Source organism: Candidatus Hydrogenedentota bacterium (genome assembly GCA_035416745.1).
Taxonomy (GTDB): Bacteria; Hydrogenedentota; Hydrogenedentia; order Hydrogenedentales; family SLHB01; genus UBA2224.
On sequence record DAOLNV010000001.1, the window covers coordinates 218,723 to 241,774 of the forward strand.

General features: G+C 60.9%; 15 protein-coding genes. 11 read left to right on the forward strand and 4 right to left on the reverse strand.

What is annotated here, in order from left to right:
* The first annotated feature begins 48 nt into the window (after positions 1-48).
* The 5 genes from PLJ71_00910 to dut all read left to right on the forward strand — a co-directional run bounded on the left by PLJ71_00910 (position 49) and on the right by dut (position 5,880).
* A complete protein-coding gene (locus PLJ71_00910; protein ID HQM47211.1) occupies positions 49-1,281 on the forward strand; it encodes a phosphoglycerate kinase in 1,233 nt (410 codons plus the stop codon).
* Positions 1,282-1,401: 120 nt separating this feature from the next.
* Entirely contained in the window at positions 1,402-1,671 is a 270-nt protein-coding gene (gene rpsO / locus PLJ71_00915; GenBank protein HQM47212.1) for a 30S ribosomal protein S15, read from the forward strand.
* A gap of 125 nt (positions 1,672-1,796) precedes the next feature.
* On the forward strand, positions 1,797-4,088 hold the full coding sequence (gene pnp / locus PLJ71_00920) for a polyribonucleotide nucleotidyltransferase (GenBank protein ID HQM47213.1): 2,292 nt from the start codon (positions 1,797-1,799) through the stop codon (positions 4,086-4,088).
* 56 nt (positions 4,089-4,144) lie between these two features.
* On the forward strand, positions 4,145-5,428 hold the full coding sequence (locus PLJ71_00925; GenBank protein HQM47214.1) for a pitrilysin family protein: 1,284 nt from the start codon (positions 4,145-4,147) through the stop codon (positions 5,426-5,428).
* The gene (gene dut / locus PLJ71_00930; protein ID HQM47215.1) at positions 5,425-5,880 is read left to right on the forward strand and encodes a dUTP diphosphatase; all 456 of its coding nucleotides are present in this window, start codon (positions 5,425-5,427) and stop codon (positions 5,878-5,880) included. The genes PLJ71_00925 and dut overlap by 4 nt, the downstream gene beginning before the upstream one ends.
* A 330-nt stretch (positions 5,881-6,210) precedes the next feature.
* On the opposite strand, the gene PLJ71_00935 is transcribed toward dut, so the two are convergent.
* Together PLJ71_00935 and PLJ71_00940 are read right to left on the reverse strand one after the other, a co-directional pair.
* Positions 6,211-7,350: a hypothetical protein gene (locus PLJ71_00935; GenBank protein ID HQM47216.1), complete on the reverse strand. Its 1,140-nt coding sequence runs from the start codon at positions 7,348-7,350 to the stop codon at positions 6,211-6,213.
* Positions 7,351-7,561: 211 nt separating this feature from the next.
* Complete coding sequence (locus PLJ71_00940) at positions 7,562-9,661, reverse strand: SUMF1/EgtB/PvdO family nonheme iron enzyme (GenBank protein HQM47217.1); 2,100 nt, start codon at positions 9,659-9,661, stop codon at positions 7,562-7,564.
* 276 nt (positions 9,662-9,937) lie between these two features.
* Here PLJ71_00940 and PLJ71_00945 point away from each other — a divergent pair, with 276 nt between their 5' ends.
* Positions 9,938-11,317 carry a hypothetical protein gene (locus PLJ71_00945; GenBank protein ID HQM47218.1) on the forward strand — a complete coding sequence of 460 codons (1,380 nt, stop codon included), beginning with the start codon at positions 9,938-9,940 and terminating at the stop codon, positions 11,315-11,317.
* A gap of 231 nt (positions 11,318-11,548) precedes the next feature.
* Positions 11,549-14,104 (forward strand): sodium/solute symporter, encoded by a 2,556-nt coding sequence (locus PLJ71_00950; GenBank protein HQM47219.1) that lies wholly within the window; start codon positions 11,549-11,551, stop codon positions 14,102-14,104.
* Between the two features lie 118 nt (positions 14,105-14,222).
* On the opposite strand, the gene PLJ71_00955 is transcribed toward PLJ71_00950, so the two are convergent.
* Entirely contained in the window at positions 14,223-15,410 is a 1,188-nt protein-coding gene (locus PLJ71_00955; GenBank protein HQM47220.1) for a sialidase family protein, read from the reverse strand.
* Between the two features lie 473 nt (positions 15,411-15,883).
* On the opposite strand from PLJ71_00955, the gene PLJ71_00960 reads away from it, so the two are divergent.
* The 3 genes from PLJ71_00960 (at position 15,884) to PLJ71_00970 (ending at position 19,707) form a co-directional block, all read left to right on the forward strand.
* Positions 15,884-16,834, forward strand: coding sequence for a sugar phosphate isomerase/epimerase family protein (locus tag PLJ71_00960; protein ID HQM47221.1), 951 nt, complete (start codon positions 15,884-15,886; stop codon positions 16,832-16,834).
* A gap of 56 nt (positions 16,835-16,890) precedes the next feature.
* Positions 16,891-18,276 carry a Gfo/Idh/MocA family oxidoreductase gene (locus PLJ71_00965; GenBank protein ID HQM47222.1) on the forward strand — a complete coding sequence of 462 codons (1,386 nt, stop codon included), beginning with the start codon at positions 16,891-16,893 and terminating at the stop codon, positions 18,274-18,276.
* Between the two features lie 447 nt (positions 18,277-18,723).
* A complete protein-coding gene (locus tag PLJ71_00970; GenBank protein ID HQM47223.1) occupies positions 18,724-19,707 on the forward strand; it encodes a prepilin-type N-terminal cleavage/methylation domain-containing protein in 984 nt (327 codons plus the stop codon).
* Positions 19,708-19,971: 264 nt separating this feature from the next.
* On the opposite strand, the gene PLJ71_00975 is transcribed toward PLJ71_00970, so the two are convergent.
* A complete protein-coding gene (locus PLJ71_00975) occupies positions 19,972-20,121 on the reverse strand; it encodes a hypothetical protein (GenBank protein ID HQM47224.1) in 150 nt (49 codons plus the stop codon).
* A gap of 264 nt (positions 20,122-20,385) precedes the next feature.
* On the opposite strand from PLJ71_00975, the gene PLJ71_00980 reads away from it, so the two are divergent.
* The gene (locus tag PLJ71_00980; GenBank protein HQM47225.1) at positions 20,386-23,040 is read left to right on the forward strand and encodes a tetratricopeptide repeat protein; all 2,655 of its coding nucleotides are present in this window, start codon (positions 20,386-20,388) and stop codon (positions 23,038-23,040) included.
* Positions 23,041-23,052: the final 12 nt, after the last annotated feature.

The following is a 23,052-nucleotide window of genomic DNA, read 5'->3' on the forward strand; positions in this document are numbered from 1 at the left end:
CGCGCGGGCCGCGCGGGCCCGTTACGTAAACATGGCGGAGTGTGAGTCATGGCCAAACTGATGATTGAAGACCTCGATGTGAAAGGCAAGCGCGTAGTGATGCGCGTCGATTTCAATGTCCCTCAAAACGACGATGGGACGGTGCGCGACGACACGCGCATCCGGGCGGCCCTGAAGAGCATCAACTATGTGCGCGACAACGGCGGCATGCTGATTCTCATGTCGCATCTCGGGCGCCCGAAGAACCCCGACAAGGCCGAATCGGCGGAAGAAAAGGCCAAGATCATCAAGGCCAACCAGAAGCTGCGCATGGACCCGGTTGCCGACAAGCTCCGCGAACTGGTCGGCGGCAACGTGACCAAGGTCGATGCGGTTGTGGGCCCTGAGGTGAAGAAGGCTGTCGACGCCATGAAGCCGGGCGACATCATTGTGCTCGAGAACACGCGGTTCCATGCGGGCGAAACGAAGAATGACGAGGCCCTCTCGAAGGAGCTGGCGTCTCTGGGCGATGTGTATGTGAGCGACGCGTTTGGCAGCGTTCACCGTGCCCACTCCTCGACCGAGGGCGTGACCCGGTTCATTGGCAAGAGCGCGGCAGGTTATCTCGTGGCCAAAGAGATGGAATACTTCTCGAAAGTGCTCGAGAATCCGGAGCGCCCGCTTACGGCGGTTCTCGGCGGGGCGAAGGTTTCCGACAAGATCACGGTGATCGACAATCTCCTGAATCTGGTCGACACGCTGATCATTGGCGGCGGCATGGCTTATACGTTCATGAAGGCGCAGGGCTACGAAATCGGCAACTCGCTCCTCGACGAAGGCGGCATCGATGTGGCCAGGAAGGCCATGGAGAAAGCCAAGGAAAAGGGCGTCGAACTGCTCCTTCCGGAGGACACCGTTGTGGCCGACGCGTTTGATGCGAATGCGCATACGAAGGTCGTCGGTCTGGGCGAGATCGAGCCCGGCTGGCAGGGGCTCGATATCGGCCCCAAGACGCTCGAGAAGTTCAAGGCGGCGATCAAGAAGTCCAAAACCGTGGTGTGGAACGGTCCCCTTGGCGTGTTCGAGATGGAGCCGTTCGCGAAAGGCACCAAGGCCGTTGCGGAGCTGCTGGCGAGTTCGCCCGGCATCACCAGCGTGATCGGCGGAGGCGATACCGCGGCGGCCGTGACGCAGTACGGCCTGGCCGAGAAGATGTCTCACGTGTCGACAGGCGGCGGGGCTTCTCTCGAGATGCTCGAGGGCAAAGAGCTGCCGGGCTTGGCGGCTCTCAGCGACAGGTAGTGTGTGTTGGGGCGGGCCGTGCGGTCCGCTCCTGGGAGTTGAATGTACCCGGTTCTCGGCCGCGCGAATCACCGGCGGCGGGCTTGGAATCGGGCGAATGAGAAAGAAAGGTGACGGACAATGGGAACAGCGAAAGCACGCAAGACCGAGATTATCAAGGAACACGGGAAGCACGAAGGCGACACGGGTTCCGCCGAGGTGCAGATTGCACTGCTCACGGAGCGTATTAACCACTTGACGGGGCATTTTCAGACCCACCAGAAAGACTTCGCCGGACGGCGCGGCTTGCTGAAGCTTGTGGGTCAGCGCCGCAACCTGCTCAATTACCTTCGCAACAAGGACGTCGAGCGGTACAGGGCGATCGTGAAGTCCCTCGGTCTGCGCAAGTAAGCCAAAGGCCGCGCCCGCGCGCGGCCTTTCACTACAACGAAAGCGGAAAGAAACATACGAATCAAATCAATGGATATCTTGGAACGGGGTGAGAGACGTTCCTTGACCCAATGGAGTTCAGCGACATGATTGAACGTCTCTCTGTAAACGTAGGGGATAAAGGTGTTGTTTTTGAGACCGGCCGTATCGCCAAGCAGGCGCACGGCTCGGTGCTCGTAACCCAGGGCGACACGATGGTGCTGTGCGCCGTGTGCGTGTCTCCGGAAGGCCGCCCCGGCCAGGATTTCTTTCCTCTGACGGTCGACTACCGCGAGAAAAGTTCTGCCGCGGGGAAGATTCCCGGGAATTTCTTTCGTCGCGAAGCCCGGCCGAGCGAGCGTGAAGTGCTTGTGTGCCGCCTGATCGACAGGCCCATCCGGCCGCTGTTTCCCAAGGGTTTCAGCAACGAGGTGCAAGTCTGCTCGACGGTGTATTCCACCGACAACGAGCACAACCCGGATGTGTTGGCCATCAATGCGGCATCGGCCGCGCTCCACATCTCGAAACTGCCGTTCGAAGGCCCGATCGGAGCGGTCCGTATCGGCATGGTTGACGAGAAACTCGTGATCAATCCTCTCATGACAAGTGAGATGGAGGCGAGCGCCCTCGATCTGGTGATCGCGGGGACGAAAGACGCCATCATCATGGTGGAAGGCCTCGCCGACGAAGTGTCCGAGGAGACGCTCCTCGAGGCGCTTGAGGTGGGACACGCGGAGATCAAGAAAATCTGCGCGTGCATCGAGGAACTGCGCGTCAAGGCGGGTGTCGAGAAGATGGCGTTCGATGCGCCCGGAATCGAGCCGCGGATCATCAGCGATGTCGAGAACTTCGCCAGGGAATCGCTGAAAGCGGCCCTCAAGGTCACCGGGAAGCACGAGCGCCAGGAGGCGGTTGACGCCATCGAAAACGCCCTTGAAGAGAAGCTTCTCGCCGAGTATGGCGAGGAGAAGTTCGAGGAAGTCGCGGGCGATGTGCGCGAATCGTTCAGCGACCTCGAGAAATCCCTCATGCGTCAGGCCGTTATCGAAACGAGCACGCGCGTCGACGGCCGCGATCTGACCACGGTGCGCGATATCTCGATCGAGGTGGGCATACTCCCGCGGGCCCACGGTTCGTGCCTGTTTACGCGCGGCGAGACCCAGGCGCTCGTTACCACCACCCTGGGCACGCGCAGCGACGAACAGCGCCTCGACGAGCTCACCGGCGAGGAGTTTCGGCGCTTCATGCTGCACTACAACTTCCCGCCGTGGTCCGTCGGCGAAGTGCGCCGCATAGCCGGCCCGGGCCGCCGCGAAATCGGCCACGGTAAACTGGCCGAGCGCGCCCTGTCGGGCATTCTCCCGTTTATGGCTGAAGAAGACCCTGAACTGGCTTCGGAAGAGGACGATTTCCCCTATACCATCCGCGTATTGTCGGACATCACGGAGAGCAACGGCTCGAGCTCGATGGCCACGGTGTGCGGGGGGACGATGAGTCTTATGGATGCCGGCGTGCCCATCATCGCGCCGGTCGCCGGTGTGGCCATGGGCCTGATCAAGGAAGGCAGCGAAGCGCGCGTACTCACCGATATTCTCGGCGTCGAAGACCATCTCGGCGACATGGATTTCAAAGTCTGCGGAACCTCCCAGGGCATTACGGCGTTCCAGATGGACGTGAAGATCAAGGGTATCAGCCGCGAGCTGATGAGCCAGGCGCTCGCCCAGGCGCGCGAAGCGCGCCTGCACGTGCTCGAGAAGATGCTCGAGTGTCTGGCCGAGCCGCGCCCCGATGTCTCGCAATACGCGCCCCGAATCTACACCATCAAGATCGATGTGGAGAAGATCCGTGACGTTATCGGACCCGGCGGCAAGGTGGTTCGCGGGATCCAGATGCGCACCGGCGCGGAAATCAACATCGAGGACGACGGCACCATTCACGTGGCCTCGGTGGACAAGGACAGCGCGGATGAAGCGCTTGCCATAATCCGCAGCATCACGGCGGAACCCGAAGTTGGCATGATCTACCCGGGAACCGTCAGCCGCATCCTGAACTTCGGCGCGTTCGTGAGCTTCATGGGCGGCAAGGAAGGCCTCGTGCACATATCGGAATTGGCGCCGGGCCGCATCAACCGCGTTGAAGACGCGGTCAACATCGGCGACGAGATCAATGTGAAGGTCGTCGAAATCGACAACATGGGACGGCTCAACCTCTCGAAAGTCCAGGCCGATGCCGAAATGGGCCGTCTCAGCGAAGAAGAATTGGCGGAAATGGAGCGGTCGCGCGGCCAGGAGCGCGATCGTGGACGCGGAGACAGGGATCGCGGCCGCGGCGGCCGTGACCGGGACCGCGGCGGCCGCGACAGAGACCGCGGCGGTTCTCGCGGGCGGCCGCGCAGGTAATCAACTCTCTGATGGCGCTTCCCAGGTGGAAGCGCCATCGTTCTTGCAAGGAACCGATGGCACAGACATCTTTACCCCGCGCGGAGGGTGGCCAGCAGACCCGTAGTCTCGCCAACGGCGTTACGCTTCTGACCGAGCGGCTGCCGTACGTCCGGTCTGTTTCGCTGGGCGTTTGGATCAAGACCGGCTCGGCCTGTGAACTGCCCCATCTGACCGGCATTTCCCATTTCCTTGAGCATTTGTTTTTTAAAGGCACATCGACGCGCACGACCCGGCAGTTGATGGAAGCCATCGAGTCGCGGGGAGGTCATCTCAATGCGTACACCTCGCGCGATTACACCTGCGTGTACGCAAAGACTCTTGATACGCATCTGGCTACGGCGGCCGAGATCCTCGGGGACATCATCTGCGATTCCCAATTCTTCGATTTCGAGAAGGAACGCAACGTGGTTCTCGAAGAGATCGCTTCGAACGAAGATGTGCCCGAGGACTACATTCATGACCTCTTCGTGAGCGACCTGTTTCCGAAGCACTCGCTGGGCGCGCCTGTCTCAGGGACGCACAAATCCGTTTCCGGGATCACGCTCGAGGATGTTCGGGCGCATTACGCCCGCTGGTACCACCCGCAGAACATGGTCATTTCCGTGGCGGGCAATCTCGACGCGGACGAGGCGCTGGACCTCATCGAGAAGGCCTTTGCACCGCTGAAGCCGGGAAACACGCCTGTCGTCCCAGCCTACGATGCGCCAACCTTCGGGACCGGCATCGACGCGTGCAGGCGAAAGATTGCGCAAAGCCACTATTGCATCGGCTTTCCCGGGCCAGCCACGGACGATCCGGTTCGCTTCGTCTACGATATCCTCGGCAACGCGCTCGGCGGTGGCAGCACCTCGCGTCTGTTCGAGCGGATACGCGAGCAGGAGGGCCTGTCCTATGCCATCTACACGTTTCAGTCCGCTTACTACCGGGCGGGTTTGCTGGGCGTGTACGCGGCGGTGGCCCCCGAGAACCTGGACCGGGCTCTCTCGATGACTTTCGAGGAGATCCGCAGGATTCGCGACGAACGCATCTCGAGCGAAGAGGTCGGCCTCAATCGCGAACAATTGAAGGGCAGCCTGCTCATGGCGCTCGAAGATACGTTTCACCGGATGAGCCGCATGGCGAAATCCTATATGTACCATGGCCGCGTTGTGCCTCTTGAGGAGGTCATTGCGAAAATCGACGCTGTTACGTCCGAGGAGGTGCATGAACTCGCCAATGCCATATTGCAGGCGCAAAGCTGCATGCTGACGGTTCTGGGCCCGAAGAATGCGCTGCATCTCAAGGAAATTCCGCTATGACAGAGCTCTTGCGCGTACAGATCAGCCGCGACCCGGGCACGGAGGATATCCCGTTGCCCCAATACGAAACCGAGCATGCAGCGGGCATGGATGTGCGGGCGGCGGTGCCCGGTCCGGTGACGCTGCAACCCGGCGAACGGGGGCTGATTCCCACGGGGCTGCGCATCGCGTTGCCACCGGGGTATGAAGCCCAGATCCGCCCCCGAAGCGGGCTCGCGATCAAACACGGGCTCTCGCTTCTGAACTCGCCCGGAACCATTGATGCCGACTACCGGGGCGAAATCCGCATCATCGCTGCCAACCTTGGGCGAGAACCGTACACCATCAAGCGCGGCGACAGGATAGCCCAGATGATTATCGCGCCCGTCACGCGGACAGAATGGGTGGTCGTAAGTGAATTGGAGGACACCTCCCGCGGCGAAGGGGGATTCGGGAGCACCGGCAGGCAGTGAGCCCTTGGTCTCCGTGACCGTTTCCTGCACGCCGGTTCTCTCGGGCGGGGTGTCACGAATGCCATCGCATTACACGAAAGCCTCCGCATGCGGTTCATGGCCAAGTTCTGCAATCATCTTCCATCTGGAATCTCCGCCCGGCTCGCCGGCCGTCTTCGGTCTTCCCGGACGGAGGGCCTTCACCAGCTACGCGTGGAACGAGTTCGGCGAAGGGGGAATTGTCGCGCCCACGCGCAGCGAGGGCATGGTGAGACTCGAGGCGAGCGGCGCCGTCTTTGGCTTCTGAAGCCAACAGACTCGGCGGCTACCAAAACACTCGAGGAAAATGGATCAAGTGAACCGGCGGATGCCTCGATAGACCGCTTGCTTGTTGGCGGGCGATGTAGCGGGTTCGTTGAAAAACAAAATGCCCGTGACATTGTCGCCCGGATAGTCGTGAATCCATCCCAGTACCTCATCGATGATCTCGGGTGTCTTGAGCCAGAGTTTGTAGTTCTCGGGACGCTTGTCGCGCGTACAGAAATGAAGGATGCACGGATTGGGCGCGAGGAGGTCAAGCATCGCATACAGTTCTGGCCGCGTGGTGGGGAACTGGATCGTATGAGGGAACACGCAGTCAATGCCGCAGCTGGCAAGGCGTTTCGGGTCGTGACCCCATCCTCGGGCGCATTGCGTGTGGAGGCCGACCGCGATCCCCGGCCGAAGATTCCTGAGGTGCGCCGAGAACTCGGCGAGATACCGGGAAATCCGCTCGGTTTTCCATGCTTCGCGTTGAGCCATTCCCGCACTGTCGAAGAAGGTTCCTGTTGACGCATGAAAGGCGCTGCGCGTGTAGGGACAGTAACAGGTTGACGTTCCCGCATAGCTGATGCGCTCGAACGCGTAGCCGGTGACGTTGGCGTGATCATAGAACGTCAGGAGGTCGGCCGCCTCGTCGAGACCCAATTGCCATGCGCCGGGGGCGTCAGGACAGTGCAGCCAGCCGGCTGGGGCGCCGTCTTCTCTCGTTTGGAGGCACGCTTGGGGGTACGCCGCATTGACAAAATCGGGATTCCATATACCCCAGTTCAGAAACAGTTGAATCTCGATGCGGCGTCCGGCTGCCTCCTCGATGATATCGCGGACGAATTCCCTGCCTGGCCGGGCGTTGACGGCGTTGGGGTCTTGGTAAGGCAGCAGGCGTGGATTCCGCACCGGCCAGGCGTAGCCGTCGTGGGCGGGGTCGAAGTAGCCGTAGCTTTGCATCATGAGGCTGAGCAGATTCATGCGGTTCACGGCCATCTCGTCGAGGAGGCGGAGGAGATAGTCGCGATCCAGACCGGCCGGCGTCATGCTCTGGTAGGTCAGGCCCACCTGCCAGCCAAGGTAACGCAGCGGCCGGACGCGGGCGCCATGTGGGGTACGCGCACAGCCGTTGGCAAAGGAAGCCGCGAAGGCGGACGCGCCAAGGAAGGTCCTTCGGGTAATCATTGGGTCGCCCCTGCGTTTCTTGAACTGTCGGTGCCCTGTGCGTTGCATTCTTGCGGATAACACTCAGATCATGTGCAACGGGTTTCCCGGAATCAAGGCGGAGACAGCATTTCCGTTGCGTGGCCTCCATGGTGAAATGGGCTTCGAATCCTTGACCCCGGAGCGCATGCAGGAAGCAGACACGGGCGTCTGATCATGTCAAGGCCGCCGATTACGGCCAGGTATCCTGGGTCGCGGTGAGCCACGCCAGGTTGAAAGAGTAGTGCTGGTAACTGCTGATGATATGGATTACGCCATCGAGGCCTTGGCAGCCGGCGAGGTAGCCCCGCGGTTCTGCCGAGGTGTCGCTCAAGGTGAACGGCGCGTTGTTGGTGGTTCCCGTCTCACACGGCGCTCCGCCAGGCGTCACCAGGCGCATCACGGGCCAGGTCTCAGCGTCATCGAGACTGAGCGCGGCAAACATCCCGGAACAGAGGCTCTTGTTGCCGGAGCCATCGAACATCTCGACGTCTTTCGCGAAGGAGACAAGCAGGATCGGTCCTTCTTGGAGCCGGAGCAGCACGAGGCGTTGTCCTCCACCGATGGGCTGGAATGGGCTGGGGGCGTAGGTCCACGTTTTTCCCAAGTCCGACGAACGACTCGCGGGCATGTGTCCGTCGATGTCGTTGCCGCGGCCGAGACCGAACAGGCGCCCGTCATCCAACTCGACCACACCGCCATGAACGCCTCGGATCACGCCGCCGGAGTCGGTCCATGTTTGTTCGCCGTCGCGGCTGGTGAGCAACGAGGTGCCGTCCACGTCGGTGGCGTCGCACGCCACGAGGAGCGCGCCGTCGCGGGTGCGGATGACCGGCTCGGACATCTGATGCCTCAGGCCGTGTTCGGACGCGATGAGCCGCGCCTTGGACCATGTGGCGCCGCTGTCGTTCGAGGTCCGCATGGCTGCCGCCAGGTTGCCCCAGGTGGCCGCGGCGGAAAGGCCGACGAACTGGTAGAGCACGCCGCTCTGTTTGTCGAGCCACAGGGAGGGCGCGTGAAGGTTGCGGTCGGGCGCGAGCCAGAATAGCGATGCCGGTTCCCACTCTTTCTGGCCGTGCCGCAGGCGGCTCCCCGCAAGGCAGAGTTCGCGGCCTTTTTCGCGGCTGGTGGTATACCAGATGGCCAGCAGGTCGCCGTTGGGACACGGCGCGATCGCCGGATCGTGGTTGTGGTCAATGAAAAGCGGTCCGTGGGCATCGGGGATGATTCGCACGAACGGGCGAGGCCCCTCGAAATAGGGCTGTGCGGGTTCCGGACCCTGGGCGAGATCCGCGAGTATGGTCTGGTTGACGCCGCGCTGGCATGCGGGCGGCTCCGGCTGCGGGAGCGGCTTTGTGCCAGGCACGGGGCCGATCGCTACGCGGAATCCGATGAGCCAGGACCGGTCCTCGGGCACGGTGCCCATCCGGTTGGCGGAACGCAGGAAGTACAGTTCCGTCGAGTGGCTGCCGCCGCGGGTGACGCGGAATTCGCCTTCAGCATACCCCACGGGGTCCTTTTGGGGTCCCGGCAAATAGGGCCCGTACCAGTCCACGCACCACTCCTCGACGTTTCCGTGCATGTCGTACAATCCCCACGCGTTGGGCGGAGTCATTCCGACGTCCAGCAGAACGATGTTGTCCTTGTAACGGCGTTCGGGGTAACGGAATTTCTCTGTTATGCGTGAAGGATCCGGGTCCGGATGCCATGATTCGAACACGTTTTTGTGGAAAACGTCAGGCAAGGCGTCGCCAGTATGGAATGGCCTTTGTGAGCCTGCCCGGCAGGCGTATTCCCACTCTGCTTCGGTGGGAAGGCGGTAGGGGAGGCCCTCTTTCTCGGAAAGCCACTCGCAAAAGGCCGCGGCGTCAAACCATGAAACAAACACAACGGCCTCGTTGTCCATGCATGAGAATCCTTGATTCCCGCGGTACCTGCCATGAGTGAAATCAAATTGTTCGAACTGTCCGTTTGTGACTTCCATCACGGCCAGGTAGAACGCCTGCGTAATCTCGACGGAATGGGCAGGGTGCTCGTCGAAGTCGCCATGGATGCGCTGCGGCATCGGGCCTGGCTTCTCCTTTACCAGGTCCGTGGTCAGCGCGTCGGGCAAGATGGCGTCCTCGGGCGTCCCCATCGTGAACGTGCCCGGCTCGATGCGCACGAATTTCATGCCGATCGAGTTTGTGAACTCTTTCTGAGACAGTCCCTGCCAGCCTTGCGCGAGAGCCGTCGAAGCCAGGCACAGCAGCGCGCCCGTCACGGCCGTCTTGATGCTCGACCTGATTGCCATAGGAGTCCCCTTCCTTAGTTGATACGCCCTTCGCGCATCAGGTGCTGACCGCCCGCCACCCCAAAACCTGGGAGACATTATATCCACATCCGGGCCGCCGGTTGCATGTCGTCCAGGGTCGGGGAACAGGGGCAGACACGTCTACGCTCCGCCTGTGTCAATCCTCGTTTTTCCGCTCCTGGAAGGGCGTGGGTGATTCTGATAGGCTTTGCTTCTCTTCCCGGCGTCAGTTGGATGCGGCGGGCTGCTCGAATGCTCGAACACGAGGGTGGGTTCATGAATCCGGCTTCCATCGCGAGGATGTGTGCCACGTTTGCCGTTTTGGGGCTGCTGGGAGCGGCAGCACCGGCGGACGAGGCGGAGGATGTGCTGAATCGCCAGCGTGAGTTCAATGCCGTCCAGATTGTGTATCGGAATGGCACGCCGCATACCGATCGCCAGGGGCGTCTTCTGACCACGTTCGAGCCCGGGAAGTCGTTCTTCCAGGTCGGGATTTGGGGCGCTCCGCTGCCTGGCAGGTATTACGATTCGGAGTGTGACTGGGCGGCGCTCAGGGAGGCCGGGTTCAACACCGTGTGGCCTTGGGCCGCGGACCCCGCGACAGCGCTGCAGGCGGGCGCGTCGTTCGGAATGCAGATTGTGCCGATGGGTGAGATTCCGGACGACAAACTGGCGGCGATCAAGGAACATCCCAATCTGCTCGGCAACGTATGGATGGACGAGCCGATAGGCGGTCTGGGCAGTAAAGATATGGACGAACTGTTCGGCAAGTTCGCGGCATACCGCGACCAAGCGCACACGATTGCGCCGGGAATGCCGGTGTTCGTAAATGACGCCCCCTGGATTATGCCCCCGGCCACTACGTGGTGGCTGAAATGGAACTCCGCAGGGGATGTCTCGTGCCACGACAACTACCCGGTGATGAACCGCACCGGCCGCGCCGCTTCGATCGGGGCGGAGCCCAACGGCATCCCGCAGACTGTATCCCTCGCCGTGGCGGACGCAAAGGAACAGAAACCGGTCTGGCTCATCGTGGGGGCGTTCGACCAACCCGGCGCGTACGGGCAAGCCTTCCCATTTCGGTTCCCCACGCCAGAACAGTTGCGCGCGTGCGTGTATGCGGGAATCATACACGGCGCGACAGGGATCATATACTTCATCTGGGACAACTATGTCCCGCGCGACGGCGCCGTGATTGGAATGGCGCCCAATCCGCTTCCGCACTATACGCCCAACCCGAAAAAAGAGGGATTTCCGAACCCCACGCCAGCCACGCCGCTTCAGCTTGTCAATGCCAGGGCTCTCTGGGAAACGGCAACGCAGATTAACCGGGAAATCGCGGAGCTGACCCCTGCAATCCTGTCGCCAACCGTTGGCGCGGACACGCCCTACACACTCAAGATCGAAGGGAAAGCCCCGACAGCCACGCCCATCCGTACGCTGTTGAAAAGAGGTCCCGAGGGTGAATACATCCTTCTGACGGTCAATGTCGACGACGCCGTCTTGAAGGTCGCCTATGAATTTCCCCGGCCGCTCGCGAAGGCCGAAGTTCTGTTCGAGAACCGCCTTCCCGAGACCCTGCCCGATGACGCTGCGACGTTTGAACTCAGTTACGAACCGTTCACCGTCCACGTGGTGCGAATCGTTACGGACTGAGAAAGGGGGCTCCCCGGTCGAGGACGAGGCATGCGGGACCCCGCTCGCCGGGCGCCGGTCTTCTGCCGAACAGGCGGGCTGACTCTGACCGCTGCGATGATATATCATAGCGTTTCCAAGTTCCGGGACGGCCACGCTCGGAAGCGGGGGTGACTGAATTTCCCGGCAGCGGCCATGTTCTCGATATGGGGCGCCGTTCGTGGCAGCTGAACCTCGCATGGAGGGAGTCGCATGTTGTTGATCGCAGGCCGAAAGCGCGCTGTCTTGACCTTGGCCGGTTTCTGTTTCATTGCGGCGGCGCAAGGCGTTTATGGCGCCGTTCAGAATGAGGCCGCCACAGGGCCGGAGCCGGACCGGTTCGTCTGGCAGGACCTGCCGCCGCTGCCCCAGCCCGTGTCCGGGCAGTTTTTGGGTGTTCACGGCGGCGTCCTGGTGGCGGCGGGAGGCATCTCCGCTGATCAAGACTATTCGGACAGCATCTACGTGTTCGGACCCGACGACACCGAGTGGCGGCAGGCCGGAAAACTCACCCAAAACGTTGCGTTTGGCGCCGCCGTTTCCACTCCGGGAGGGGTCATCTGCGCTGGGGGCACCGATGGCGCCCAATGCATGGCTGAGGTGTTCATCTTGCAATGGGACGCGGGGACTTTGACTCGGTCCGCCTTGCCGGCTCTTCCGCGGCCGTGTGCACACATGGCGGCGGCTCTGGTTGGGAACACCGTATACGTTGCCGGTGGCCAAGACGCGCCCGATTCCCCCGAAGCCCTCCATGTTTTCTGGGCATTGGACCTGGATAACACCGGTCAGGGCTGGAAAGAACTCGACCCGTGGCCCGGCCCGCCGAGGATTCAGCCCGTTGCGGCCGGCCAGGACGGCGTGTTCTTGCTGTTTGGCGGCGCGGAGCTCCGTCAGACCGCCGACGGCCGTCTTGAGCGCGTCCTCCTGGCCGACGCGTGCCGGTATAATCCGAAGACCGCCCAGTGGAAGCCGTTAGCGCCTCCGCCGAATCCGCTGGCCGGAGCATCGGCTGTGGCGATGGGTCCCGCGCATGTTCTCGTGTTTGGCGGGGGGAGTGCCCCTGGCAGGGAACCGGGCGCAGCCTCGGATTCGCCCAAGGTACTCGCGTATCACACGATCACGAATACGTGGGCGCAACTTGGAGCCCTGCCCGATGCCACTCCCAATGCGGCAGCCATCTGGGAAGGTGGTTTTGTGCTCGCCGGCATGCCCGTCGCGGCGGGACAAGGCGGCGCACGCGTTTTGCACGGCAAGGTTGCGCCCCGGCCCGAACGTTTCGGCTGGCTCGACCATGCGTCCCTCGTCTTGTACTACGGCGTGCTGATCTACATGGGGTTCTATTTTGCCAAACGCGAGAAGACCACGGGCGACTTCTTCACCGGCGGCGGCCGTGTGCCCTGGTGGGCGGCGGGCATCAGCATCTTTGCCACCTTGCTCAGCGCGATCACGTTTCTGGCTGTTCCTGCCACGTCGTTCGCGAAGGACTGGGTCTATTACATCGGCAATCTCTCGGCCATGGCCGTGATCCCGCTTGTGGTGTACTTGTTTCTGCCGTTTTTCCGCCGTCTGACGGTGGCGAGCGCCTATGAATACCTCGAACGGCGTTTCAATGTGTTCGTGCGCGCGTTTGCGGGAATTGCGTTTATCGTCTTTCAACTGGGCCGGATCGGCATCGTGTTGCTGCTTCCGGCCATCATTTTATCGGAGGCAACCGGTCTTGACGTCGCCACTTCGGTCGCGGGCATGGGCATCTTCACCACGATCTACACGGTGATGGGCGGCATCGAGGCCGTGATCTGGACGGACGTCATGCAGGCCGTGGTGTTGATGGGCGGCGCTATCCTTGCCCTGATCCTTACAATTGCCCGGGTTGACGGCGGTCTGGCCGGCGTCTTGTCTACCGGCTGGGCCGACGGGAAATTTCACATGTTCAACTGGACATGGGATATGACAACTGGGGCCGTTTGGGTCGTATTTCTCGGACGCACGATCGAAACCCTCATTCCCTATACCACCGATCAGACCGTCATCCAGCGGTACTTTGTTGCGCGCACCGACAGAGACGCCGCCCGCGCCATCTGGATCAACGCGTTTCTCGCGCCGCCGGTCGGCCTCATCTTCTTTGGAATCGGCACCGCCCTCTACGTGTTCTACAAGTCGCACCCCGGCCTACTGGATCCCGGCTTGCGCAACGACGGCATCCTTCCCCTGTTCATCGTGCAGAACTTCCCGGCGGGCACGGCCGGAATCGTGACCGCGGCGGTCTTCGCCGCGTCGATGTCCTCCATTGCGAGCAGTCTCAACAGTATCGCTGTCGTGGTGGTCTCGGACTTCTACCAGCGCTTCCACCGGTCCGCTTCAGACCATTCTGCCCTGAAGCTTGCGCGATGGCTGACGCTTCTCGTCGGCGTCGTGGGTACGGGCTCGGCCCTGATTTTCGCCAGGGCCAACGTGGTCTCTCTATGGGAGAACTACATGCAGATCATCGGGCTGTTCGGCGGCGTGGTTGTAGGCCTGTTCCTGCTTGGCATATTCACGCGCCGCACGACGGGCCTCGGCGCGGTGGCCGGCGCGATCGGCGCCACAACCATCCTCTTCATGGTGCGCTCCCAGACCCAAGCCAGTTTCCTCATCTATTCGAGCGTCGGAATCGTCAGTTGTTTCGTTATCGGGTATGTGACCAGCCTCGTGCTTGGCGGCCGCCAGCCCAGCCTCGCCGGGCTTACCTGGTTTACGCGCAACGCGGACGCTCCTCTGAAAGACGGATGAACCGGTTCCCGGCCTGCTGCTTGCCTTGAGCCCGGCGCGCGCGGCCACGGACCTGCCATTGAAGGAAAGGACGGCAGTTCAGTCGGCGTCTATGTGGCCATTCGCCACCACGGGCACATTACTTGCCCCCTTGCCGGACCCACGCCTCGTTGAACCGGGTCAGTTTGATGGTCTCGCCCTCTGGAGGCGAGAACGTGTACGTGCACAGGATATCACCGTTTCGAGATTGGATAACGGTCGGATACGCCGCCCCGACCGCTTCGTTGTTCTCCAGGGTCCGTTTCCACTTCCACGTGGCGCCCTCGTCGTCGCTGAGAAAAGCGCTGAGCAGGTAGCGCCCGCTCCTCGGCCCCCCGGTCGTATCGTTGCATACCAGCAGCCAATTGCCGCTGGCGAGAGCGATGCAGGCCACGCTCGACCCGGGATTCGGGATGTCCATGGGAACTTCGCTCCACGTCGCGCCGCCGTCTTGCGATACCGCGCGGCGCACCTTTTGCGTGTACCCTCTTTCCCGCATGAAGGCGACGAGGTCCCCGTTCCGCTTCTGCACGAGCGCGGGCTGTATGTTGCCGTATGTGTCGAGGACCATCGGCTTGCCGAATTGCCAGGTGTGGCCGCTGTCCCTGGTCGAGGCGATCAGCGAACAGCCGTGGATATCCGAGTAGAGCGGCAGCATCAGGCGGCCGTCCCCGAGCATGATGGGCGGCTGGCGCGTCATCCAGCCGAGCCGGTGGTCGAGTTTCCGGGCGGCCGATTCCCGGAACTCCGTCAATCTCTGGGCCAGTTTCTCATCCCCCGCGACAAGGTCCGCGCAATCCTTATCGAACCGGACGGCGGCCTCCTGAAACACGGTCTCCGCGTCCTGCGGGTGACAGATGAGGACGTCCTGCCAGTCCCACCGGGGAGCACCATCCTGTGTGTAGTGGCTCGACTTCGCGTACTTGATAAGATAGGTGAACGACGTGTTGTCGAGCGAGGAAATCCAGAAGAGCCATAGCGTGTCCTCGTTGTCGATGAACAGAACAGGGTTCTGGTCCGGCAATTCCGGGTTGTCGGCCATTACGAACGGCGCCGACCACGCCGATCCTCCGGCGGGTTTGCGCGCGCCCTGGATGACCAGGGTGTTGTCGCCCTTTTCACCTTGGCCGTGAAACCAGCAGGCCAGGAGGTCCCCCTGGCGGGTTTCCACGATGGACGACGAGTGATTGTGCGCCGATTGTGGAGGGAACAGGAGTTCCTCCTGGTGAAACGCTTCGGGGGCGCCCGCCACCAGTGCCGCAAAGCCAATGACGATTGAGACTAGCATCTTGTGTGTCCTTTGTACCGCTTCGACAAGCGGGAGAAATCCCGCCGACATTATAGGGCGAGTGCTTTTCCTGTTTCCATCAAGACCCGGGCTCACCTATCCCCGGTTTCCCAGATTACCTCCCCTGTGGCGCGGTTTCCCCTTGCCATGGCGCGGTTTCCCCCCGCTGTGGCGCGGTTTCCTGACCGCGCCACCCTTGCGACCGCAAGGTCTCCAATTCTTGATGCACGCTGGAAACCCGCACCATAATTCCCGTCTAGGGCGCCGGGCCCGAAACGGCACGGCGATGCCGCCCTGGACAGCTTCCCCTTGACCCGGTGAGATATCTGGACTACCTGCCGTTCAGCACCGGCCAACCGGGCTTTTGGACTTTGCCTTGACTCGATAGTCGTTTTCTGGTTTATTGAATTCCGCGGATTCTCGGAAAGCTCGATTCAGGAATCCCGGGCGCGGACACGGAGAGGTGTCGTCTCATGAAGATCGGGATGTACAGCATTACGTATCGGGGTGTTTGGTACAAAGGGCCGGCGATCAGTGTCTTCGACCTTCTTCCGCTTGCCAAAGAGCAGGGCTGGGAAGGGGTCGAACTGGATACCGAACGGCCTCACGCCGCACCGATGGACCTTTCGTCCGATGACCGGAAACGGCTCCGGGACTTGTCAGGCACGCTGCAGTTGCCAATCTGCGCGGTGTCGCCAAACTGCGACTTGTCGAGTCCGGTGCCTTCCCATCGCGACGCCATGGTCTGTTACGTTCGCGAGTGCATCAAACTGGCTCACGATCTCGGCGCGCCGATGTGCAAGATCTTCGCCGCCTGGCGCGGCATTACTTTGCACGACGGTGTCGGCACTTACGACGAGACCTACGGGCATGATCCATTCCCGTATTGGAAAGAGAGCCGCTGGGGCTTCGTCGTTAAAGGGGTTCGTGAACTTGCCAGGATGGCTGAGGACTACGGAATCGTTCTTTCGATGCAGAATCACGGACCCGACGTCATCACGACGTATCAGGAAGTGCTCGGGATGATTGAGGAGGTGGGGTCGCCTGCATTCAAGGGGTGCATGGATATCAACATCGAACCTGATCCCGTCTGCGAAACCGCCGAACACGCACAGAAGATGGTGCGGGATTCGGGCGACCTCCAGGTGCATGCCCACTGCAACGGCGAATTTGCGCGAACGGCAGAGGGAGGCGTTGAGCTCGTCGCATCCGGCTATTTCGATGGCCGGTTCTGGGAGCGGAGAGTCGCCTATCCCGCGTACGTCGCTGCTCTGGTCAAAGCCGGTTACAGGGGCTACATCAACTGGGAATTCTGCCATCCGGCCAAGAAGGACGGTCAGTATGCGGGTATAGATTACGTGCACGATCAAACGCGTATGGCGTGGGAATACCTGAAAAGACTGCGCGCCGAAGCCGTTGGTTGAGGAATGGCGGCACGTCTTGAAGCCCCAACGCGAACTCGGCAATGAGGATTCTTCTCATGCAAAGCAATGAAACCAACCGTCATACTTTGTCAATGTCGCGGCGCACATTCCTCGCGGAGGCTGGCGTGGCTTCAGCGGTGATGGGCTTCCAGATGGCCCGTGCCGGGGAAAAACCGAAACAGGCTGGTCCGAACGAACGGCTGAACATCGCCACAGTCGGCGCGGGCGGACAAGCCGCCAGCAACATTCGGGAACTCGACCAAACGGGGCAGGTTAATTTCGTCGCTTTCAGCGACGTGGACGACGAGCGCGCGGCGGACATCTACAAACAGTTTCCAAACGTCCCGACGTTCAAAGACTTCCGTCAGATGCTGGACAGAGTGAAGGACGTTGATGCGGTGCTGGTGGCTACGCCGGACCATATACACGCCCCAGCCACTCTGGCTGCGCTACAGCTAGGCAAGCATGTGTATTGCGAGAAACCATTGACCCATACCGTACATGAGGCACGAGTCATTGCCCAAGCCGCCGCCGAGCACGGTTGCGCCACCCAAATGGGCAACCAGGGTACTGCCTTTGAGGGACCGCGCCGCCTGATCGAGTGGATTCAGGGCGGCGTCATCGGCACGGTGCGGGAAGTGCATGTCTGGTCTGATCGTCCGACGCATTTCGGCAAGATCCTGTGGCCCCAGGGCGTCGAACGGCCAACCGACACGCCCCCGGCGCCGGAAACGCTGGACTGGGACCTGTGGCTGGGACCCGCGCCGGACCGCCCTTACCATCCCGCATACTGTCCTTTTAAATGGCGCGGCTGGTGGGATTTCGGCTCCGGCGGTCTCGGAGACATGGGAATCCACAATATCGCCCCTGTTTTTGATGCGCTGCAGTTGGACGCGCCCACGTCGGTTACGGCCAGCTCATCGCTGTTCAACGCGGACTCGCTGCCGCTGGCAACCACGGTGCATTACCAGTTCCCCGAACGCAACGGGCGGCCGCCGGTCCAGCTTCATTGGTATGACGGGGGGATATTACCGCCCAGGCCGGATGAACTGGAAGAGGGTGAGGAGCTAGACCCGGAAGATGGCGTTATCCTTGTCGGAGATCAAGGCAAGATTCTGGTCGAGGGGTGGGGCGGCAATCATCCTCACCTCATACCCCAGTCCCGGATGGAAACGGTCCAATTGCCGCCCCAGACGATTCCGCCTTCCAAGGGGCATCATCTCGAGTGGCTCGATGCGTGCAGGGGTAATGGGACTACCCGCTCCAATTTCGGTTTCGCGGGTCCACTGACGGAAAGCGTGTTGTTGGGCATAGTGGCCGTGCGCACGCGGCGTACCCTCGAGTGGGATTCCAAAAGCTTGCGCGTGACAAACGTGCCGGAAGCCAACGAGTTCGTCACGAAAACCTATCGAAAAGGCTGGGAGCCGGGCAAGCTGGGCTAGAGGCTGCCTCAAGTAGAGCAGCTGCGTCAGGCAAATCATCGAGTCTCGGCCTGGCACCTATTCGCCGAACGGCTGACGGACCGGTTCGCGCAGCCTAATCCCCAGAGTACCGTCCGTCTCAGGCTTTTCGTTCCCTGCCATTTGGAACCTCGGCATGTAAAAGAAAACTCAGTTTTGTCAATTAAACCCTGCCCGCCCAGAAGTTTATTGACTTTATACAGTCTCTGGTTTACTAGCTGTGCTACCGAGCTTCGTACGGGAGGCTTCCGCAAAAGAGACCAGAAGGGGTGTCTTTCTCATTTGTGGCAGTTTATGCCGGAGGATTCGGTGAAGGGAGGTGCAGAAGAACAGCAATTAAACAACATACCGGTTCCTTATAAGCAGGAGCGGGGGTGAATCATGCAACTATTGGCCAATAAGCAGAGGGGAAAAGGAGCTACACGAGCCATGAAAAAGCATGGATTTACACTCATTGAGCTTCTAGTGGTTATTGCGATTATAGGTATTTTGGCCGCTATTCTTCTCCCTGCCCTCGCGCGGGCACGAGAAGCTGCACGCCGTTCGAGCTGCCAGAATAACCTGAAACAAATGGCGCTTATTTGCAAGATGTTCGCAAACGAGAGCAAGGGCGAAGTGTGGCCCGGACGTTTCAAGGACATCAAGGGAGGGTACGCTCCGGATAATATGCAGTACTGGTCGGTGATTGACCACGTGACGCTGAGTCCGGAGTATATGACGGATCTGAATATCCTCCCGTGCCCGTCGGATAGCACGGGCCCGCCGGACCCGTGGGATGCCCCCGGCACCGGTTATTGGCGCCGCGCGGATCCCTCGTGGGTTGACTATCCGTACGGCGGTCCTATTGCGGGGATCGCGGCTGCCGCCAGTGACCCACTCTCCACGGACCAGAACTGCAGAGACAAAGTGACGAGCCAAGGCTGCTATGTTCGCTGGCTTGATGACTCCTACACCTACTGGGGTTGGGCCATCAAGGGGGCGCAGGCCGCCACGGTGATAGACATGGTCGAGCTGGGCATCGTGCTTGATGACAGCGGCATGACAAGCCTCTACGGCAACGACGCAAATGTTGTCACCAACGCGGACGAGTACAAAGATATCAGCCTGAAGCTTACCACCGGCGACGTCACTCTGTATTGGTTCCGTGAAGGTATCGAACGGTTCTTCATTACGGACATCAACAATCCCGCTGGCTCGGCCCTGGCACAGTCGGAATTGGCCGTGACGTGGGACTCGTCGCGTACTGAGGACGAGGGCGGGGTCTCCGAAGAATTCAATCACATTCCTGGCGGCGCGAACGTCATGTTCATGGACGGCCACGTGGAATTCTTCAGGTATCCGCAGCCGGACGGCAGCAATGCGTTCGTCATGACCAAAGTTGGCCACACGGACGGCTACATGTGGTTCCCGTGATTCGCAACGGCTAGAACCTGCACTGTAGTTAGCTAACACACAAAGAGGCGGGCTCGAAAGAGCCCGCCTCTTTTCTCAATGTCTTCCCTGCGTCCCGCTGCCCGGCTTGCTCCGCTCACGCGAGACGCGCGAGACCCTCCCGCAGCGCGAAGCGCGTCTTTATCTCAGACGTTGGCCGTTTCCGAAATCACACTTCCGCTCCCGCGGGAATCCTCGTTCAGGCAAAATAGACTCTTCCCTGTCAGGAGGCCTGACCGCCCCCGATCATTGGTCGCGTCGATCCGCGCGGTCGGCCTGCGTCCCGTAGTTAATGGTTTCCTCGCCGGGGGCAGCTGTAGAAGTATCTTTGCTGCCGCAACCGAATGTTCCGAGCACCACTCCACACAGAACCAGAAGCAGAATCAGTTTTTTCATGATAGACATTCTCCCTTTCCATGTAGCACCGAACCCACACTCCTCGAACTACTTTACTCCGCACACTAGACGCCAATATAGCACACGCGGGTGCGGGACGCGTAGCGTGATTGTGCCCGCGCAATCGCGTTACGGGCCGCGGCTTGTTGATGCTATAATTCAAGCTCGCGGGTGCGCGGAGCAGGGCATTCTCGCGGGCCGGGGGGGCATGGGGCGCGCAGCAAGCCGCCCCAGGCGACGCCCCCCGATACTAGGGAGGTCTTAATGATGCGGCATACCATCATTGACGTTCTCGCGGTGACGATACTGGTTATTCCGGCTTGTGACAGGCCCGCGCCGAAGGAGGGAATCCCGCCGGACGACCCCACTGAGGTCTCTCAATATGCGCCGCTCAACGTTCTTTATCCGTTGGAAGGCGCCCTGTTTCCGCGGGATATCATTGCGCCGAGGGTGCGCTGGGAGGACCCCGTCGCCGAATCCGACACATGGCTCATTCAGGTAACGTTTCCTGACCAGGCGCAGGGAATAGAGGACACGGTCCAATCGACCGAATGGCTTCCCCCGGCACAGCAGTGGGATGCCATCAAGGAACGTTCGCTGGGCAAGAGCGCGAAAGTGACGGTCCGGGGTTTCAGGCGCGCCGCGCCCGATAAGGTCCTCTCGGAAGGCAGCGTTTCGTTCGGCACTTCGACGGATAGCGTTGAGGCCCCCATCTTCTATCGAGAGGTAAACCTGCCCTTTCTGGAGGCCGTGAAGGACCCGTCGCGCATCCGTTGGCGATTCGGCTCCGTCTCTTCGCCTGAGCGCCCTCCCATCCTGCTCACCAACCTGCCTGTATGCGGAAACTGCCATTCGTTCTCCGCGGACGGCGCTACGCTCGGAATGGATGTTGACTATGCAAACGACAAGGGTTCCTACGCCCTCGTGCCCGTATCACACGAAATCGTCCTAACGGATGAATCCATCATTACCTGGAGCGACTTTGACCGCGATAGTGGTGAAATGACGTTCGGCCTGCTGTCGCAGGTTTCTCCGTGCGGACGCTACGTTATAAGCACGGTGAAGGACCGGTCGGTCTTCGTGCCCCGTCCTGACCTCTACTTCTCGCAATTGTTTTTCCCGCTCAAGGGCGTGCTTGCCGTCTATGACAGACAGACGAAGACCTTCGCGGCGTTGCCCGGCGCAGATGATCCGCAATACGTGCAGAGCAATCCGGCGTGGAGCCCGGATGGCAACTACATTGTTTTCGCGAGAAGCGCCGCGCACCCGCTCAAGAAGCTCCGTGACACCCAGCGCGTGCTTCTTACCCCCGATGAATGCAAGGAGTTCCTCGAGGAGGGCAAGACATTCAAATTCGATTTGTACCGCATACCTTTTAATGGCGGCAAGGGGGGTGAAGCCGTGCCTCTCGAGGGGGCATCAAACAACGGGATGAGCAACTTTTTCCCCAAATACTCTCCCGATGGAAAATGGCTCGTCTTCTGCCGGGCAAACAGTTTCATGTTGCTTCAACCAGACAGTCAATTGTTCATCATGCCCTCGGAAGGCGGAGAAGCCCGCAGACTGCGATGCAACACCGAGCGGATGAATTCGTGGCACAGCTGGTCGCCGAACGGGAAGTGGCTGGCATTCACTTCCAAGATGAATGGACCCTATACCCAGCTTTTCATCACTCATGTCGACGACAATGGCGAGACAACTCCTCCCGTACTTTTGGAGCATTTTTCGGATGCGGACAGGGCGGTCAATATTCCAGAGTTTGTGAATACTGCCCCCGACGCTATGCGGACGATGCGGGAGCACTTCGTTGATGACGTCTCCTTTGAACGGGCCGGAACGGAGTTTCGGAAGGCCAAAGATTACGTGGGAGCGGAACGGCAGTATAGGAGGGCCCTTGAACTCAACCCGAAGAATGCCCGGGCGCATCTGAACCTGGGGTTTGTGCTGGATGCCACCGGCAGGCCCGAAGAAGCCCTCAAGAGTTACGAGGAGGCGCTGCGCCTTGATCCCTCCCTGCCCGAGGCCCACTTCAACTACGCCGGCACAATGCTTGCACAAGGCCAAATCGATACTGCCATTAAGGAGTATCGCGAGACGCTCCGTCTTGACCCGAACTTCGCGAAGGCCTATGCGAACCTGGGAACGGCACTGGAGAAGAAAGGGCAGGCGGAAGAAGCGCTCGCGCAATGCGCGGAGGCCGTGCGCGTTGACCCGGGCAGCAGCGAATTGCGCATCAATCTGGGACTCATGCTTGTGCGCATGGGCCGGGTCGATGAGGCCGTTTCCCATCTGTCGGCGGCCGTTTCGCAGGACCCCGAGAACGTGCCTGCGCATACGAACCTCGGATTGACATTGGCCCAGCAAGGCAAGTTCAACGAGGCGGCAGAACAATATGCCAAGGCGCTGGAAATCGAACCCGAGAATGGCGAAGCCCATGGGCAGATGGGAGCCGTTCTACTCGCTATGGGCCAACTTGACAACGCGTCCGTCCACCTCCAGGAAGCCCTGCGCCTCGGTGTAGACAATGCTGAACTCCGGCGGAACCTTGGACTGGCAATGGCTCAGCAGGGCAAGCTGGACGATGCCGTGACGCACCTGCTGAAAGCCGTTGAGTTGCAGCCCTCGTATGTCCCCGCGCGCGTGAATCTGGGAGCTGTGCTTCTGTCTCAAGGGAAGGCGAAAGAGGCTGCGGTTCACCTTTCCGAGGCGTTGCGCCTTGAACCTGGCAACCTCAACGCAGCCGTGAATCTGGCAGAGGCCTATGCCCAGACGGACGAGTTCGACAAGGCCCTGCCGCTCTTGGAAAAAGCGCTCGAGTCTGCCCTTGCCGGGGGGAACAGCGCTGTCATTCAGGAAATCACTCGCAGGCTCGAGGCTTACAAGGAGGGCAAACCGGGGCACGCCGTACCGGAACGATAGGTGTTCCCTGGC

Coding starts and splice junctions, on each gene's coding strand:
- PLJ71_00910 (HQM47211.1), top strand. CDS start 49: ATGGCCAAACTGATGATTGAAGACCTCGATGTGAAAGGCAAGCGCGTA.
- rpsO (HQM47212.1), top strand. CDS start 1,402: ATGGGAACAGCGAAAGCACGCAAGACCGAGATTATCAAGGAACACGGG.
- pnp (HQM47213.1), top strand. CDS start 1,797: ATGATTGAACGTCTCTCTGTAAACGTAGGGGATAAAGGTGTTGTTTTT.
- PLJ71_00925 (HQM47214.1), top strand. CDS start 4,145: ATGGCACAGACATCTTTACCCCGCGCGGAGGGTGGCCAGCAGACCCGT.
- dut (HQM47215.1), top strand. CDS start 5,425: ATGACAGAGCTCTTGCGCGTACAGATCAGCCGCGACCCGGGCACGGAG.
- PLJ71_00935 (HQM47216.1), bottom strand. CDS start 7,350: ATGATTACCCGAAGGACCTTCCTTGGCGCGTCCGCCTTCGCGGCTTCC.
- PLJ71_00940 (HQM47217.1), bottom strand. CDS start 9,661: ATGGCAATCAGGTCGAGCATCAAGACGGCCGTGACGGGCGCGCTGCTG.
- PLJ71_00945 (HQM47218.1), top strand. CDS start 9,938: ATGAATCCGGCTTCCATCGCGAGGATGTGTGCCACGTTTGCCGTTTTG.
- PLJ71_00950 (HQM47219.1), top strand. CDS start 11,549: ATGTTGTTGATCGCAGGCCGAAAGCGCGCTGTCTTGACCTTGGCCGGT.
- PLJ71_00955 (HQM47220.1), bottom strand. CDS start 15,410: ATGCTAGTCTCAATCGTCATTGGCTTTGCGGCACTGGTGGCGGGCGCC.
- PLJ71_00960 (HQM47221.1), top strand. CDS start 15,884: ATGAAGATCGGGATGTACAGCATTACGTATCGGGGTGTTTGGTACAAA.
- PLJ71_00965 (HQM47222.1), top strand. CDS start 16,891: ATGCAAAGCAATGAAACCAACCGTCATACTTTGTCAATGTCGCGGCGC.
- PLJ71_00970 (HQM47223.1), top strand. CDS start 18,724: ATGAAAAAGCATGGATTTACACTCATTGAGCTTCTAGTGGTTATTGCG.
- PLJ71_00975 (HQM47224.1), bottom strand. CDS start 20,121: ATGAAAAAACTGATTCTGCTTCTGGTTCTGTGTGGAGTGGTGCTCGGA.
- PLJ71_00980 (HQM47225.1), top strand. CDS start 20,386: ATGATGCGGCATACCATCATTGACGTTCTCGCGGTGACGATACTGGTT.